At 57.6% G+C, this 15334-nt stretch carries 16 protein-coding genes; 11 read left to right on the forward strand and 5 right to left on the reverse strand.

Annotation, left to right across the window (positions count from 1 at the left end):
• The first annotated feature begins 28 nt into the window (after positions 1-28).
• Positions 29-3286: a cellulose synthase complex outer membrane protein BcsC gene (bcsC, locus tag DQN55_RS11670; RefSeq protein ID WP_408634594.1), complete on the forward strand. Its 3258-nt coding sequence runs from the start codon at positions 29-31 to the stop codon at positions 3284-3286.
• Between the two features lie 247 nt (positions 3287-3533).
• Here the strand turns inward: bcsC and gorA are convergent, their stop codons facing one another.
• Together gorA and galU are read right to left on the reverse strand one after the other, a co-directional pair.
• Positions 3534-4892, reverse strand: coding sequence for a glutathione-disulfide reductase (gene gorA / locus DQN55_RS11675; protein WP_048379738.1), 1359 nt, complete (start codon positions 4890-4892; stop codon positions 3534-3536).
• A gap of 133 nt (positions 4893-5025) precedes the next feature.
• Complete coding sequence (galU, locus tag DQN55_RS11680; RefSeq protein ID WP_048379735.1) at positions 5026-5865, reverse strand: UTP--glucose-1-phosphate uridylyltransferase GalU; 840 nt, start codon at positions 5863-5865, stop codon at positions 5026-5028.
• A 275-nt stretch (positions 5866-6140) separates the two neighbouring features.
• On the opposite strand from galU, the gene DQN55_RS11685 reads away from it, so the two are divergent.
• Together DQN55_RS11685 and DQN55_RS11690 are read left to right on the forward strand one after the other, a co-directional pair.
• Complete coding sequence (locus tag DQN55_RS11685) at positions 6141-6329, forward strand: hypothetical protein (RefSeq protein ID WP_048379733.1); 189 nt, start codon at positions 6141-6143, stop codon at positions 6327-6329.
• Between the two features lie 23 nt (positions 6330-6352).
• Positions 6353-6634, forward strand: coding sequence for a hypothetical protein (locus DQN55_RS11690; protein ID WP_048379731.1), 282 nt, complete (start codon positions 6353-6355; stop codon positions 6632-6634).
• Between the two features lie 78 nt (positions 6635-6712).
• Here the strand turns inward: DQN55_RS11690 and DQN55_RS11695 are convergent, their stop codons facing one another.
• Positions 6713-7063: a hypothetical protein gene (locus DQN55_RS11695; protein WP_048379729.1), complete on the reverse strand. Its 351-nt coding sequence runs from the start codon at positions 7061-7063 to the stop codon at positions 6713-6715.
• Positions 7064-7264: 201 nt separating this feature from the next.
• Between DQN55_RS11695 and DQN55_RS11700 the strand changes: the two genes are divergently transcribed.
• From DQN55_RS11700 to modC, 6 genes are all read left to right on the forward strand, one after another.
• Entirely contained in the window at positions 7265-7567 is a 303-nt protein-coding gene (locus DQN55_RS11700; RefSeq protein WP_048379727.1) for a DUF1883 domain-containing protein, read from the forward strand.
• A gap of 36 nt (positions 7568-7603) precedes the next feature.
• Positions 7604-7786 carry a hypothetical protein gene (locus DQN55_RS11705; RefSeq protein WP_048379726.1) on the forward strand — a complete coding sequence of 61 codons (183 nt, stop codon included), beginning with the start codon at positions 7604-7606 and terminating at the stop codon, positions 7784-7786.
• 6 nt (positions 7787-7792) lie between these two features.
• Complete coding sequence (gene alkB / locus DQN55_RS11710; RefSeq protein ID WP_048379724.1) at positions 7793-8449, forward strand: DNA oxidative demethylase AlkB; 657 nt, start codon at positions 7793-7795, stop codon at positions 8447-8449.
• Positions 8450-8589: 140 nt separating this feature from the next.
• Entirely contained in the window at positions 8590-9357 is a 768-nt protein-coding gene (modA, locus tag DQN55_RS11715; protein ID WP_048379722.1) for a molybdate ABC transporter substrate-binding protein, read from the forward strand.
• Positions 9358-10038: a molybdate ABC transporter permease subunit gene (modB, locus tag DQN55_RS11720; RefSeq protein ID WP_048379719.1), complete on the forward strand. Its 681-nt coding sequence runs from the start codon at positions 9358-9360 to the stop codon at positions 10036-10038.
• 2 nt (positions 10039-10040) lie between these two features.
• A complete protein-coding gene (modC, locus tag DQN55_RS11725) occupies positions 10041-11129 on the forward strand; it encodes a molybdenum ABC transporter ATP-binding protein (RefSeq protein WP_048379716.1) in 1089 nt (362 codons plus the stop codon).
• On the opposite strand, the gene DQN55_RS11730 is transcribed toward modC, so the two are convergent.
• Positions 11126-12415 carry a Wzz/FepE/Etk N-terminal domain-containing protein gene (locus DQN55_RS11730; protein ID WP_048379714.1) on the reverse strand — a complete coding sequence of 430 codons (1290 nt, stop codon included), beginning with the start codon at positions 12413-12415 and terminating at the stop codon, positions 11126-11128. The genes modC and DQN55_RS11730 overlap by 4 nt on opposite strands.
• 426 nt (positions 12416-12841) lie before the next feature.
• Between DQN55_RS11730 and DQN55_RS11735 the strand changes: the two genes are divergently transcribed.
• On the forward strand, positions 12842-13777 hold the full coding sequence (locus DQN55_RS11735; RefSeq protein ID WP_048379713.1) for a LysR family transcriptional regulator: 936 nt from the start codon (positions 12842-12844) through the stop codon (positions 13775-13777).
• A 32-nt stretch (positions 13778-13809) separates the two neighbouring features.
• On the opposite strand, the gene hemB is transcribed toward DQN55_RS11735, so the two are convergent.
• Positions 13810-14784, reverse strand: a complete 975-nt coding sequence (gene hemB / locus DQN55_RS11740; protein WP_048379711.1) for a porphobilinogen synthase — start codon at positions 14782-14784, stop codon at positions 13810-13812.
• 233 nt (positions 14785-15017) lie between these two features.
• On the opposite strand from hemB, the gene DQN55_RS11745 reads away from it, so the two are divergent.
• Positions 15018-15314 (forward strand): ArsR/SmtB family transcription factor, encoded by a 297-nt coding sequence (locus DQN55_RS11745; protein ID WP_048379709.1) that lies wholly within the window; start codon positions 15018-15020, stop codon positions 15312-15314.
• Positions 15315-15334 lie beyond the last annotated feature (20 nt).

Here is a 15334-nt window from a genome sequence, read left to right on the forward strand (position 1 = left end):
GCAACAGCGTCTTGCCCAGCTTCAGACCCTGGCCCCTGATTCCGCCGCGCTGCGCCAGGCCCGCAGCCTGATGAAGCTGCAAGACCCACAAAGTCAGAAAGACTTGCAGCAGGCCCGACTGCTTGCAGCCGCAGGCCGGCCCGAAGAGTCTGCGGTGATTTTTGAAAGGCTGTTCGGCAACGACGCTCCGGATTTCGCCACCGCCCTGGAATACCTGCGTATCCGCAGTAACATCCCCGGCCAGCGCCCCAAAGCGATCCAGCAGCTAAAAGCACTGGATGCCGAGTACCCCGGCAATATTGGTCTGCGCCAAACCCTGGCTGACTTGCTGTTCAGAGAGCAACGGGCACCTGAAGCCCTGGCGGTCTTGCAACAACTGGCGAGCGACCCGCAAGCCAGCAACGCGGCGGCCAACCGCGAATACGAGTACCTCAACACGTTGCCGGTGGATCGCCGCACAGAGCAAGCCTGGCAGGCGTTCATCAAACGCTACCCGGGTTCACCGACAACCATCGAAGCCAATAAAAATCTGCAAGCCCAGCAACGTCTGCTCAATGACCCGAGCTGGGTCGCGGGCGCTCGAGGCAAGCAGATGATCGAGCAGTCGCGCCATCCTGCCGCCGCCGAAGCCCTGTTGCGCCGCGCCATTACCCGTTACCCCGATGATGCGAGCCTGTACGGCGCACTGGGGCTGGCCCAAATGCGCCAGAGCCGCTATGACGCAGCCTATGCCTCGTTCAGCACCGCCCGTAGCAAAGAGCAGGACACCTCCTCCATCAGTCGCTGGCAAGACCTGATGGCGTCCAGTCATTACCGAATGCTGTTGGCCAAAGGCGACAAGGCACTGGAACGCAAGGAGCTTGCCGTTGCCCGCAGCGCCTATCAGCAGGCACGCAAAGCCAAACCGGGCGATGCCGATGCGCTGATCGGCCTGGCCAGCGTGGCCCGTGCCGAACACGATGACATCCAGGCCGAAGCCCTGCTGTTGCAGGCCCGCAGACTGGAGCCCGGCAATACCAGCGCCGTGCGCGCACTGGTGCGCCTATACACGGCGCAATCCCCGGACAAGGCCAAGGCGTTCCTCAATAACCTGCCCGCTTCCAGCCAAAAAGAGTTCGCCGGACTGCGCCAAAGCCTGGAGCTCGACAAATTGAATCAGCAGGCCGATGCGGCCAGTACCCGCAAGGACTGGCCACAGGTGGTGGCCCTGCTAAGCAAAATCCGCAGCCTGACCCCCGACGAGCCCTGGCTGACCTACCGCCTGGCCAATGCTCAACGCGAGATCAATCGGCCCGGCGCCGCCGACGACAGCTTCAAGCAACTGATGCAGCTCCAGGGACAGAATCCGCAAGCGCTGTATGCGTATGCGCTCTACCTGTCGGGCACCGATCGTGACGCCAGTGCCCTGGGCGTTCTGGAGCAACTGCCGGCGGCGCAATGGAGCGACGACATGCGCGAGCTCGATACGCGCCTGCAGCGCAACGTGCGGGTAGCACGGGCTGAAAGCTTGCGAAAAGCCGGTCAGGAACCCGAGGCCATTGCCGTGTTGTTGCAAAAAGCCACTCCTGAAGATTGGCTGACCCTGGCCGGCTGGGCCCAGGAGCGTGATGACCACCGCGAAGCGCAGCGCCTGTATGACCTGGTGCTGCAAAGACAGCCCGACAACACGCAGGCCCAACTGGGGCACATCGAAACCCTGATCGCCTTGCAACAGCTTGAGGCCGCTCGCCAGGCCCTTGGCCGCTTCAAGCCTGGCAGCGACACACCACTGACCGCATCCGATCAGCGCCGTGTCGCCAATGCCTGGGCAGCAGCAGGCGAACCGGAAAAAGCCACAGCCCTGTACTCCGAGTTGTTGAAAACGCCGCAGACCGACCCGTTGATCTACCGCGATGCGGCGCGCCTGATGGCGCCCAAACAACCGCAGCAGGCGCTGGACACCTACGCCAAAAGCATGGCCGCCGCTGGTTTGCTCACGCCCGAACAGGCCGCGCCGCGGGACAACCGCGCCATGACCCTGGCCAGCCGCGAGAAGGACAACGACGACTGGCTCGCCAGCAGTCTGCGCAGCGACGTGGATGAGCTGTACCAACGCCAAAACCCGGCGCTGCACCTGTACACCGACTACGGGTGGCGCTCCGACAGCGCATCGCAAGGCACGTCTGATACCGATACCCGGACCACGATCCTGCAGCTGGATTTGCCCGTTGCCGATGGCACGGGTTTCATCCGGGCCGAGCAAATCAACATGGATGCCGGGCACTTCGATGCCGACCCGGATGGCCTGGTGCGTGAGCAATACGGCACCTGTGCGGTTGCGGTCAATCGCAAGGGCACCGACGGCCCTGACTTCTCAGGTTGTGCCGACAGCTCTCAATCCGCTCGCGGCACCACCCTGGCGGCTGGCTGGAAGAACGAGACATGGAATGTAGATATCGGTCGCACACCCGAAACCTTCAAAGTCTCCAACTGGTTGGGCGGTGTTGCCTATAGCAGCAACTTTGGTTCCCTGGGCTGGACCTTGACCGGCTCGCGTCGCCCCTTGAGCAACTCGATCCTGTCCTATTCCGGGGCGGTCGATCCCAATACCGGCGTGACCTGGGGCGGCGTGACGTCCAACGGCGTGACCCTCAGCCTGAGTCACGACGAAGGTGGCGTGGACGGGGTTTGGGCCAGCTTCGGGCAGCACTGGTTGCGGGGCAAGAACGTAGAGGACAACCACAAGAACACCGCCATGGCCGGTTATTACTATCGTCTGGTCGAACGAGCCGACGAACGCATGCGGACCGGCCTGACCGTGATGTATTGGGGGTATGACAAAGACTTGAGCGAGTACACCCTGGGCCAGGGCGGTTATTACAGCCCCCAGCAGTACTTCTCGGTGGGCGTGCCTCTCAACTATGCCTGGCGCACGGCCAATTGGTCGGTGGCACTGGAAAGCTCGGTCGGTTGGTCATATGCCAAAACCAAGTCCAATGACCTGTACCCGCTCAGTGGCCTGAACGACAAAATCCTCAGTGCCGTCGACGATGCCGGCTTCAAGCTGGCTGACGGGCTGGGGCAGACTTCAGGAGGCAGCAGCAGTGGTATCGGCGTGCGCCTGCAAGGGCTGGTAGAGCGCAGGCTGTCAGACAACCTGGTGCTGGGTGGTGGCGTGCTCTTCCAGCACAGTGAAGGCTACGCCCCGAGCCGGGCCATGCTCTACCTGCGCTACACCTTCGACACCTGGCAAGGCAACTTGCCGTTGCCGGTACAACCACTGGTGCCATACGCCGACTTCAGATGATCAAAACCTGCAGGAGCGAGCTTGCTCGCGAGGCTCTCGAAAACGCCGCGTTTATCCAGCACACGCGCGTTATCGTTAACGACCATCGCGAGCAAGGGCTTTGGCGCACAAATCCCCATCAAAACCTGTAGGAGCGAGCTCGCTCGCGATGCTTTCGAAAACGCCGCGTTTACCCAGCACACGCGCGTTATCGTTAACGACCATGGCGAGCAAGCTCACGCCTAGAAGGGCTTTCTGGCTCTACCGATCAGCGCTTTACCGGGGTGCGCATGGTCACAAACTCTTCGGCGGCGGTCGGGTGAACCCCGATGGTTTCGTCGAAATGCTGCTTGATAGCCCCGGCCTTCAAGGCAATCGCCAACCCCTGCACGATCTCCCCTGCTTCCGGCCCTACCATGTGGCAACCCAAAACCTTGTCGGTGTCGGCATCGACCACCAACTTCATCAGCGTGCGCTCTTGGCATTCGGTGAGCGTCAGCTTCATCGGGCGGAAGCTGCTCTCGAAGATCTGCACCGTGTGCCCGTCTTCAATCGCCTGCTCTTCGCTCAAGCCCACGGTGCCGATATTGGGCAAGCTGAAGACCGCGGTCGGGATCATCTTGTAATCCACCGGGCGATACTGCTCAGGTTTGAACAGGCGACGTGCAACCGCCATGCCCTCGGCCAATGCCACAGGCGTCAGTTGCACGCGACCAATGACGTCGCCAATGGCCAGAATTGAAGGCTCGGCGCTCTGGTACAGTTCATCGACCTCAACAAACCCGCGTTTGTCGAGCTTCACGCCGGTGGTTTCCAGGCCCAGGTTGTCCAGCATCGGACGGCGGCCCGTGGCGTAGAACACGCAATCGGCAATCAGCTCTCGACCATCCTTGAGTGTCGCCTTGAGACTGCCGTCAGCCTGCTTGTCGATGCGCGCAATATCGGCATTGAACTGCACGTCCATGCCGCGCTTGGTCAGTTCTTCGTGCAGGTGCTTGCGCACCGCGCCGTCAAACCCGCGCAAGAACATTTCGCCGCGATACAACAGCGATGTCTCGGCGCCCAGGCCCTGGAAGATCCCGGCGAACTCAACCGCGATATAACCCCCGCCCACCACCAGTACCCGCTTTGGCAGCGCTTTGAGGAAGAACGCTTCGTTGGAGCTGATGGCGTGCTCATGGCCAGGGATTTCTGGAATCTGCGGCCAGCCACCGGTGGCGATCAAAATGTGTTTGGCAGTGTAGCGCTGACCATTCACCTCGACTTCGTTCGGCCCGGTCAGTTTGGCGTGGCCTTCCATCAGGGTGACGCCGCTGTTCAGGAGCAGATTGCGGTAAATGCCGTTGAGGCGATTGATCTCGCGATCTTTATTGGCGATCAGGGTCGCCCAGTCAAAGTTCGCTTCCCCCAGGCTCCAGCCAAACCCCGAAGCCTGCTCGAAGTCTTCGGCAAAGTGCGCCCCATAGACCAGCAACTTTTTCGGGACACACCCTACGTTCACGCAGGTTCCCCCCAGGTAACGGCTTTCAGCCACCGCTACTTTTGCGCCAAAACCCGCCGCAAAGCGTGCCGCACGCACACCGCCGGAACCCGCACCAATCACAAACAAATCAAATTCGTAGGCCATTTCTTTCTCCTTGGCAGCCCATCAGCATAATCGCTACGGCGCGATTGACCAGCGCCGGGTTCGCTGAAAACAAAAATACGAAAAAGCCACCCGAGGGTGGCTTTGTCTTGAAGCGTGCTACAAACAGGCCCTGTCAGTAAGCCTTGCCTGTTTTGTAGAAGTTTTCGAAGCAGAAGTTGGTCGCTTCGATATAACCCTCAGCGCCACCGCAGTCGAAACGCTGACCTTTGAATTTGTAGGCGATCACACAACCGTTCTGCGCCTGCTTCATCAGGGCATCGGTAATCTGGATCTCGCCCCCCTTGCCCGGCTCGGTCTGCTTGATCAGCTCGAAGATGTCCGGGGTCAGGATGTAGCGACCGATGATCGCCAGGTTCGACGGTGCATCTTCCGGCGCCGGTTTTTCAACCATGTTGCGCACGCGGTACAGGTCGTCACCAATCAGGTCACCGGCAATAACGCCATACTTGTTGGTTTCCTGAGGATCGACTTCCTGGATCGCGATAATGGTGCAACGGTACTGGTTGTACAGTTTGACCATTTGCGTCAGGACGCCGTCGCCTTCCAGGTTGACGCACAGGTCGTCTGCCAGAACAACAGCAAACGGTTCGTCACCGATCAGCGGGCGGCCAGTCAGAATCGCATGGCCCAGGCCTTTCATTTCGGTCTGACGCGTGTAAGAGAACGAGCACTCGCTCAACAGGCGACGGATACCGACCAGGTACTTTTCTTTATCGGTGCCCTTGATCTGGTTTTCCAGTTCATAGCTGATATCGAAGTGGTCTTCCAGCGCACGCTTGCCGCGGCCCGTCACGATGGAGATTTCGGTCAACCCCGCATCCAGTGCTTCTTCAACCCCGTACTGGATCAGTGGCTTGTTCACCACCGGCAGCATTTCTTTAGGCATGGCTTTAGTCGCGGGCAAAAAGCGAGTGCCGTAACCGGCTGCTGGGAACAAGCATTTCTTGATCATATGAGTCCTTACAAAGGGCTTTACGTTCGAATTTTTGGCGCAGTCTAATCAGGCGACATCGACGTTACAATGCCTGCGGTAGCAAACTGATGCCAACATAGAGGAAATTTGTTCCGGTAAGTTCCCTTAACGGTGTTTTTCGACACCTGGAAACGCGACTGGAACCCGCCAAACACCTTCCCTGCCTGCTTGAAGCCGTAAAAAATACCTGAATGCCAAATCCACGACAGGCGTTATCATATCGCCATTATTTGAGTTTAAAAGGCAGTTATTCGATGTCCACAGCAAACAGTGTCAACGGCTACACGATCCAGCAGAACGATTCCGGCGAGTGGTGGATGCTCGATGGGGCAAACGAACAGGTCGCGGGCCCTTTTGCGAGCGAACAGGCGGCCGTTGAAATTGCATCGGTATTCCAGGATCAGCCTGCACCTCCCGCACGCCGACGCGCCAAGAAAGACTAACCCTACTCTTGATGACCCCTTCAATGAATAAACTTCTGACATTACTTGCACTGGCATCACTGGGCGGTTGCGCTACAACGTCCAGCACTTACCTGGCGAATGGCAAACAAGGATTGAGCATCGACTGTTCGGGCGAAGCCATGTCATGGGCCAAATGCTACGAGAAGGCCGATGCATCCTGCGCGGGCACCGGCTATGACATCGTCGGCACGGACGGAACGCCGGCCGTGCAAGAGCGCGACAAGACGCTGGGGGTTGACGTGGGCAATTTCAACGCCCGCAATATCGTGGTGACCTGCAAGTAGGCGTTAAAAAACCTGACGCCGCAGCGAGCGTTCGTCAGGTTTGAGGGGGTGAGGCGGTCAGATCGCTTGTGACCGCATTCAACCGGAAATGCAGTGTGTTGCTGCGTTACGGATATCGCTGGGACGTACCGGAACGTTGGCCATGCTTTCATAAACCTTGATGCTGCTGCCGCCTGAGCGTTCTTCAATATCAACGACCGCAGTCGGCCCGGATGTCATTTTTTGCGGGATGATAATCCGCAGCCCCTCTTTGTGCGGCTCAATCTGAGGAGGCTTGCGAGTACTTTCGAGTTGCTGCACCAGACACTCCGCATAAGCTTGCGGCTTCTTGCCCGAGATTACACTCATTGTCGGCAATGTCTGCTCTATGTCCGTGACTGATGCACAGCCCCCCAACGCCAGCACGGCCACCAATACGCCCCACTTCATACAAAACCTCCGTTAAAGACCCTACGACAATGGATATTCAGAATTTATCCCCGGGGCCTGCGTCAATTGTGGCGATTTATCAGAGTTTTACGTCAGACTCACCTGCATCGCGTCATAATAAGCGTCTTTGGCCCCCTGCTTGGACTAAAGCACATGTTATCGTGCTGATTTTTCAGCAAAAGCCCCCATTCTGGAGCCCCCATGAAATTTATTCACCAGCGTGAGCACCTTAACGAAGATGACATCGTCGTTATTGAGTGCTCCCAACCCTGCAACATCCGCCTGATGAGTGATGCGCACTTTCGCAGTTTCAAGAACGGCGGTCGTCATTCCTACCACGGCGGTGCCTTCAAGGACTTCCCGGCACGCATTACCGCACCGAGCACCGGCTTCTGGAATATCACCATTGACACCGTCACCAGCCGGGCAATCAGTGTGACCCGTAAGCCTAGCTTCAAACCGACCATCAAGATCGTGCGTCGCTCAAGCTCGAAACTCCGCTAAGCCTGACACCCATAGCCTTCAAAGACAGGAAATACCGTGGATACCACCCGTCACGACACCACCAAGTTCGTCATCAAGTACAAACTGAACGGCGAACGTCGTTTTGAGTTTGCTCAGCTGCAAACCGGCTCTGAAGAGGAAGCGCGCTCCGCCCTTGAACGCATCCACGGCGATGCGGACGATGTCATCACCGACATCAAGGCGAGCAAGGCGCTCTAAGCCCCAATGTCTCTTGACCTGTTTGCCGAAGACGACCTGCAACAACCGACCCGGGTCGAGAGGATCAGTGAGCAGGCGTTTGTGTTGCGCGGACACGCCCTGCCCCAGGTTGATGAGCTGCTGACCGCGCTGGCGAACATTCTGAACTGCGCCCCCCTGCGCCAGATGCAGACGCCCGCAGGGTTCGCCCTGTCTGCACGCTTGAGCAGTTGCGGTGACTGGGGCTGGTACACCGACCGCAATGGCTACCGTTATAGCGCTACTGATCCATTGACTGCCCAGCCTTGGCCGGCGATGCCAGTGGCCTTCCTGGCGCTGGCCAGGGCGGCGGCCAGCACGGCAGGGTTTGAAGATTTTGTCCCGGATGCCTGCCTGATCAACGCCTATGCGCCGGGCGCCAAAATGTCATTGCACCAGGATAAGGACGAACGCTCCTGCACCGCACCGATTGTTTCAGTTTCGCTGGGGTTGCCTGCGGTGTTCCAGTTCGGCGGATTTCAGCGCAATGCCCCCGCACAACGCGTCTCGCTGTTTCATGGCGACATTGTGGTCTGGGGCGGTGTCGACCGCTTGCGCTATCACGGTGTGCTGCCGATTCAGCCCGGGCATCATCCATTGCTCGGCGAACAACGGATCAACCTCACGTTGCGCAAAGCCCGCTAAGCCCCTGCAGCCCCTGCAGCCCCGCCTCTGACCCGATCAGCTTGCGCATAAAGCGCTATATATTTATTTATATACCGATTATCTTCCTCATGTCCGCCCCTCATGGATAAGGGGGCCCCTAGCGTTAACGGAGTTTGGTCATGAATGTTTGTGCGCGTTCCCAGGTTTTGTCTTTGATCACCGCATTGACCGGTTGCTTTGCGCTGGGCTCCGTGCAAGCCGATGAGGTGCAGGTGGCAGTGGCTGCCAATTTCACCGCGCCGATCCAGGCCATTGCCCGCGATTTTGAAAAAGACACCGGGCACACGCTGATCGCCGCCTACGGCGCTACCGGGCAGTTTTATACGCAGATTAAAAACGGCGCTCCCTTTGAAATGTTTTTGGCTGCGGATGAAAGCACGCCAAAAACACTCGAAAAAGAAGGCGAGATTGTCCCTGGCTCACGCTTTACCTATGCCGTTGGCACGCTGGCCCTGTGGTCCGCCAAAGAAGGTTATGTCGATGATCACGGCAAGGTATTGACAGAAAACACCTTCAACCACCTGGCCATTGCCAACCCTAAAGCCGCCCCCTACGGCTTGGCGGCGACCCAGGTGCTGGCCGGGATGGGCTTGACCGACAGCGTCAAAGGCAAGATTGTCGAAGGCCAGAACATTACCCAGGCCTACCAGTTCGTTTCTACCGGTAATGCCGAACTGGGGTTCGTGGCCTTGTCGCAGATCTACAAAGACGGCAAAGTCAGCAGCGGCTCGACCTGGATTGTCCCAGCTGCGCTGCATGACCCAATCCGGCAAGAGGCGGTGATCCTCAAAAAGGGCAAGAACAACCCGGCCGCCAAAGCCCTGGCTGATTACCTGAAAAGCCCGAAAGCCACAGCCATCATCAAATCCTACGGTTACCAACTCTAAATGCCGCTCTCGAGTGCTGACTTTTCTGCAATCTGGCTGACCTTGAAACTGGCGTCAGTGACGACATTCATTTTGCTTTTGCTCGGCACTCCCATCGCCCTGTGGCTTGCCCATACCCGCTCGCGCTGGCGCGGGCCCATCGGGGCGATCGTTGCCCTTCCTCTGGTATTGCCGCCCACGGTCATCGGCTTCTATTTACTGCTAGCCATGGGCCCGCACGGGTATGTCGGCCAGCTCACTCAAGCACTGGGCCTGGGCACGCTGACCTTCAGCTTTGCCGGGCTGGTGATCGGATCGGTGATTTACTCCCTGCCCTTTGTCGTACAGCCTTTGCAGAACGCGTTCATGGCCATTGGCCCAAGGCCGCTTGAAGTTGCCGCTACCTTGCGCGCCAACCCCTGGGACACCTTTTTCAGCGTCGTCCTGCCGCTGGCCAGACCGGGGTTTATCACGGCGGCCATTTTAGGCTTCGCTCATACCGTCGGTGAGTTTGGCGTGGTGCTGATGATCGGGGGCAATATCCCCGAGAAGACACGCGTCGTCTCCGTTCAGATCTACGACCATGTGGAAGCGCTGGAATATGCCCAGGCCCACTGGCTGGCAGGTGCCATGGTGGTGTTCTCGTTCCTGGTGCTACTGGCCTTGTATTCCAGCCGCAAGGCTCAAACCAGCTGGAGCTGAACATGGCGACACCGATCACGCTGCGCCTGCAACACCGTTATCCCGGGTTTACCCTGGACCTGGACCTGCAACTGCCTGGCAAGGGGGTGACAGCGCTTTACGGGCACTCCGGCTCGGGGAAAACCACCTGCCTGCGCTGTATCGCCGGCCTGGAACGTGCCAGCCAAGCCTTCGTACAGATCAATAATGAAGTCTGGCAGGATACCCGCAACAACGTGTTTGTCCCGGTACACAAGCGTGCGCTGGGGTACATTTTTCAAGAGGCAAGCCTGTTTGCTCATTTAACGGTGCGGGCAAACCTTGAGTTCGGTTTGAAGCGTGTTGCCCCCAAGGACCGGCATGTCGAGCTGGCACATGCCAGCCAATTGCTGGGCATCTCGCACTTGCTGGCGCGTATGCCCAATCATTTGTCAGGAGGCGAACGCCAGCGGGTCGGCATTGCCCGCGCACTTCTGACTAGCCCCAGGCTTTTATTGATGGATGAGCCGCTTGCCGCTCTGGACAACGCGCGCAAACGCGAAATCTTGCCGTATCTGGAGCGCCTGCACGCTGAACTTGAGATTCCGGTGCTTTATATCAGTCACTCCCAGGACGAAGTTGCGCGGCTGGCAGACCATATTGTGCTGTTGAGCGATGGCAAGGCGCTGGCCAGTGGCCCGATCAGCGAAACCCTTGCCAGGCTAGACCTGCCTTTGGCACAAGGTGATGACGCCGGGGTCGTCATCATCGGCAAAGTCTGTGATTACGACCCCCACTACCATTTGCTGTCCTTGCAATTGATGCCGGGGGGGCAGCGCCTGCGAGTCGCGCACACGCCAATGGCAATCGGCAACACGCTGCATGTGCGGGTGCAAGCCCGTGATGTCAGCTTGAGCCTGTCCCAAGGGGAGCACAGCAGCATACTGAACAGCTTGCAGGTGACGGTTATCGAAGAAGCCGAAGCCGACAACCAGGCCCATGTACTGGTGCGCCTTGAGTTGGCGGGCAGCGCCTTACTGGCACGTATTACCCGCTACTCACGCGATCAGCTTGGCCTGTACCCCGGACAAGTGCTCTGGGCCAATATCAAATCGGTTGCTGTCCTGGCTTAAACCGACGACTTTAGGCTTTGCCGGCGACGTCCCTGGAAATAACGGGCTGTGGCAATGCCCATGCCCAGCAAGCCGCCCAGGAACAAGCCCAGGATGACAATAATGGCTTTTTTCGGCTTGATCGGACTGATCGGCGTCTGGGCCTTGCGGTCAATATTGACCAACCCCAGATGGCTCATATCAGTCCTCAGGTTGCCCAACCGCACCACTTCGGCCCGTAAAGGTTCAATGTTCTTCAGAAACAGGTCTTCGTTCGAGCGCTTGGTAAGCATCTCTACCTGGCGGTTGACTTCCAGCAGCTGCAACTGCCTGCCGATGTCCGATATCTTCTTGTCGGTGAAGTCGTCAGACGTGCGTTTGAGCAGTGCCGCACGCTCAGCCTGAAGGGCCTTGGTGCCCATGAAATATAACGGGATGCTCTGTGACGTGATTTCGGTCCGCATCACGCTGGAAGACGAACCCTGGGCCGCATCTGCCATCGCTGAAGGTGTGGTCGGATGCACAATACCCAAAGAACTGGCAATGGAAATCGCTTCATTGAGTTGTGCAATGCGGTCGTCGCGCTCGGTTCTGAGTTGCAGGCGCAAGGCCTTCAACTCATCTTTCAGTTTTGCCCGTTGCAACGTGTCAGCCTCGACCAGAGTTGCAATCTTGCCCTCTTTATCCGCGTGATAACCCGAGCGGGCAGCGTTGATTTTCTCTTCGAGCTCTCTGAGACGGTTATTGATGATGACTTTCAGGTCGGCGCTGATCTGTTCCCGCTGGTTGTTGATCGCGTATTCCACAAAACCATTGAGAATTTGTACGCCATTGACCGTGTCTGGATAAGTCAGCTCAAGCCGTATGAAAGGGCTCAACGAATCAGCCTTTTTCGGATCTGGCTGAGTCAAGTGGATGGCATCACGGTTAAATATCTCAAAACTCTGTTCAAGCGAGATACCGTCTTTTTCAAGCGGTTTGAACAATTCCTGATGGTCACGGAAAAAGTTCAAGCGCGTGTCATACGACTCAAGCGCAGACCCCACTTTAAGCAAGGCCTCTTTCGGCGGCAGCTTATAGACCTCCGATCGATTGAGAGCATCGAGTTCGTTGATTGCAGCGGGACGCAGAACGCTGCTCGCCAGGTAGACCGGCTGCGCGAGCAATGCATAGGCCAAAGCAACCCCACCCGCTACAACCGTGGTGGCAGCAATCAGCTTTTTTTGTTTCCAGTACGAGTGGAACAGGTCAAACAGGTCAATATCAGCGTGTGAAGTTGCAGCTGGCGGAGGTTCAATAGCTTTCAAAAATAGGCACCTTGTGAGCAAAACTTTTTGGCAAGTTCACCGCTGACGGTTTAAACACGGGCACTCTACCCAGAATTAAGGTAACGCTGTGACAGACTATTACAAATATAATTCCCGTCCATAAGAATCAAGCACATAGCTTCACAAAAGCAAGTGATGACAAAGAGACACCATTCACATTTTCAAATAAACATTGTCGATTCGCTGCTGAAATACGTTTCTTGCATAAAACGTAACCTTCGCCCGTACACGAATATACAATTCGTATTTATATTTGGCCGTGCCATGCCCGTTTTGTCTGCCGAGGCCTGCTTACAAGGGGGCGCGCAGCCAGTCGACAGCTTTCAACACAGGATATTTTTCCGACAGTCTGTGTAATTATTACCGCCACAAAAAAGCACGCTTACGTGTGGGGTAAGAATCAACATGGACATTTATCAGGCAATGCGGGTGTTTGTCCGTGTAGTCGAGACCGGGAGTTTTACTGCAGCCGCTCAGGCGCTGGGCTACTCGACGGCACAAACTTCACGCTTGCTGTCCGAGCTGGAAGCCTCGTTGCAAGCCCGCCTGTTGCAGCGCAGCACGCGCCGCCTGGCGCTGACCGAAGTCGGCATGCGCTATCTGGAACGCTGCCGCATGATCCTCGGCGAGATCGAGGATGCCAATGCCGAAGCCGCCGGTGCACACCTGATTCCCCGTGGCCACTTGCGGGTACAGTCCACTACCGGGCTTGGCATCCAACTGCTGGCACCGCTGGTGGCCCGTTACGCCGAGCTCTATCCGCAGGTCAATGTCGACTTGACCTTGTCCCAGCGCCAGCCTGACTTGCTTGAAGAAGGCCATGACGTAGTCATCACGCTGTCGGGCAGCCTGCCTGACTCGGAAATGATCGGGCAACCGCTGGGAAGCATTTTCAGCGTCATCAGTGCTGCTCCCTCCTACCTCAAGAGCCAGGGCATCCCGCAAACCCCCAGCGATCTCAACGATCACCGCTGTCTGCACCTGGTAGATCCCTTGTTTACCGACAGCTGGACCTTCCATGATGAACACGGCGAGCAGTCGATCCGCCCTGGCAACGTGTTTCAGGTCAATGTGGCCGAAGCCATGGCGCAAGCGGCCGAGGCCGGGCTAGGCGTGTGTCTGCTACCGGATTATGTCGCGGTGGGCTCTTATCGGAGTGGCGCGCTGGTACGTGTGCTGCCGCAGTATCGCCTGCATGAGAAAAGCATTTATGCGCTCTACCCTTCACGACGTTTTCTGGATGCGAAGGTCAAGACCTGGGTCGAGTTCTTGAAGCTCGAAATCCCGAAAGTCCTCGAAGGGCACCAGGCCATCGTGGATGACCCGGCGCATTGGGCGTAACGGTTAAGTAAGCGCGGGAACCCGCGCCTGGCTCAAATCCCTTGCAAGGCAAGGTCCATGGCGAAGTAGGTCAGGATCATGTTGGCACCGGCACGCTTGATCGAGCCCAGGCTTTCACGGACCACGCGCGCTTCATCGATGGCGCCCGCCTGAGCACCGAACTTGATCATCGCGTACTCACCGCTGACCTGATACGCCGCCAATGGCAAGTGCGTGGCTTCGCGTATATCGCGAATAATGTCCAGGTAAGCACCTGCCGGCTTGACCATCAGTACGTCAGCACCTTCCTGCTCGTCCAGCAGCGACTCGCGAATGGCCTCACGCCGGTTCATCGGATTCATCTGGTATGACTTGCGGTCGCCTTTCAGTGCGCTGCCACCGGCTTCACGGAACGGGCCATAAAGGGCAGATGCAAACTTGGTCGAATAGGCCATGATCGCCGTGTCGGAAAAGCCCGCGCCATCCAGCGCGCTGCGGATCGCCTGGACCTGGCCATCCATTGCGGCCGAAGGTGAAATAAAGTCAGCGCCTGCTGCGGCAGCGGCCACCGCCTGCTTGCCCAGGTTGATCAGCGTTGCGTCATTGTCGACACCGTGGTCATGCATCACGCCGCAATGACCGTGCGAGGTGTACTCACAAAAGCAGGTATCGCTCATGACAATCATTTCAGGCGCGGCGTCCTTGCAGATACGCGCCATGCGCGATACCAGGCCGTCTTCACGCATGGCGTCGCTGCCGGTGGCATCCAAATGATGCGACACACCGAAGGTCATCACTGATTTGATCCCGGCACGGGCATACCGCTCAATTTCGCCCGCCAGTTTCGACTCGGGGATACGCATCACACCCGGCATGCTGCTGATCGGCACGAAGTCATCGATTTCTTCTTCGACAAAAATCGGCAACACCAGGTCGTTCAGACTGAATTCGGTTTCCTGAAACACATCGCGCAAGGTCTGTGAACGGCGCAAGCGACGGGGACGTACGGAGGGAAACTGGTTAGGCATCATGGTTCCTGATGGGCAAGTTCATAATACAAACGAGCCTTGGCCAAGGCTCAATGGCGCAACAAATACAGGATTGATTCTACAATTGCAAAACTCCGGACGCCTGCGGCCTCTTGCCACGGCCCGTTTACCGGTGGCTTCGATGCTACAAAAAACAGCCGATGGCGTGCTTGCGTTACACCGCTCCCAGGCTAATTATTGAACATTTCGTAAAAAGGCGTATCGTTGCGCCCATGATTCTCGAACAGCTTAAAGCGCTGGGCAATGACACCCGCATGCAAATGATGGAGTGGCTCAAAGACCCGACCAATAATTTCCCGCCTCAGGGTCACGGCGACCCTGCTATCGGTGTGTGCGTGACCCATTTGCAACACAAGGCTGGCCTGAGCCCTTCTGCCGCTTCCGCCCACCTGGCCATTTTGCAGCGCGCCGGCTTTGTGCTGACGACACGCATTGGCAAATGGACGTATTACCGACGTAATGAACAGGCGATCGATGAATTTGCAGTTAAGCTGAAACACGAGTTGTAATTTTTAACCTTACATTTCGT

Origin of the sequence: Pseudomonas taetrolens, assembly GCF_900475285.1 — a bacterium.
Taxonomy (GTDB): Bacteria; Pseudomonadota; Gammaproteobacteria; order Pseudomonadales; family Pseudomonadaceae; genus Aquipseudomonas; species Aquipseudomonas taetrolens.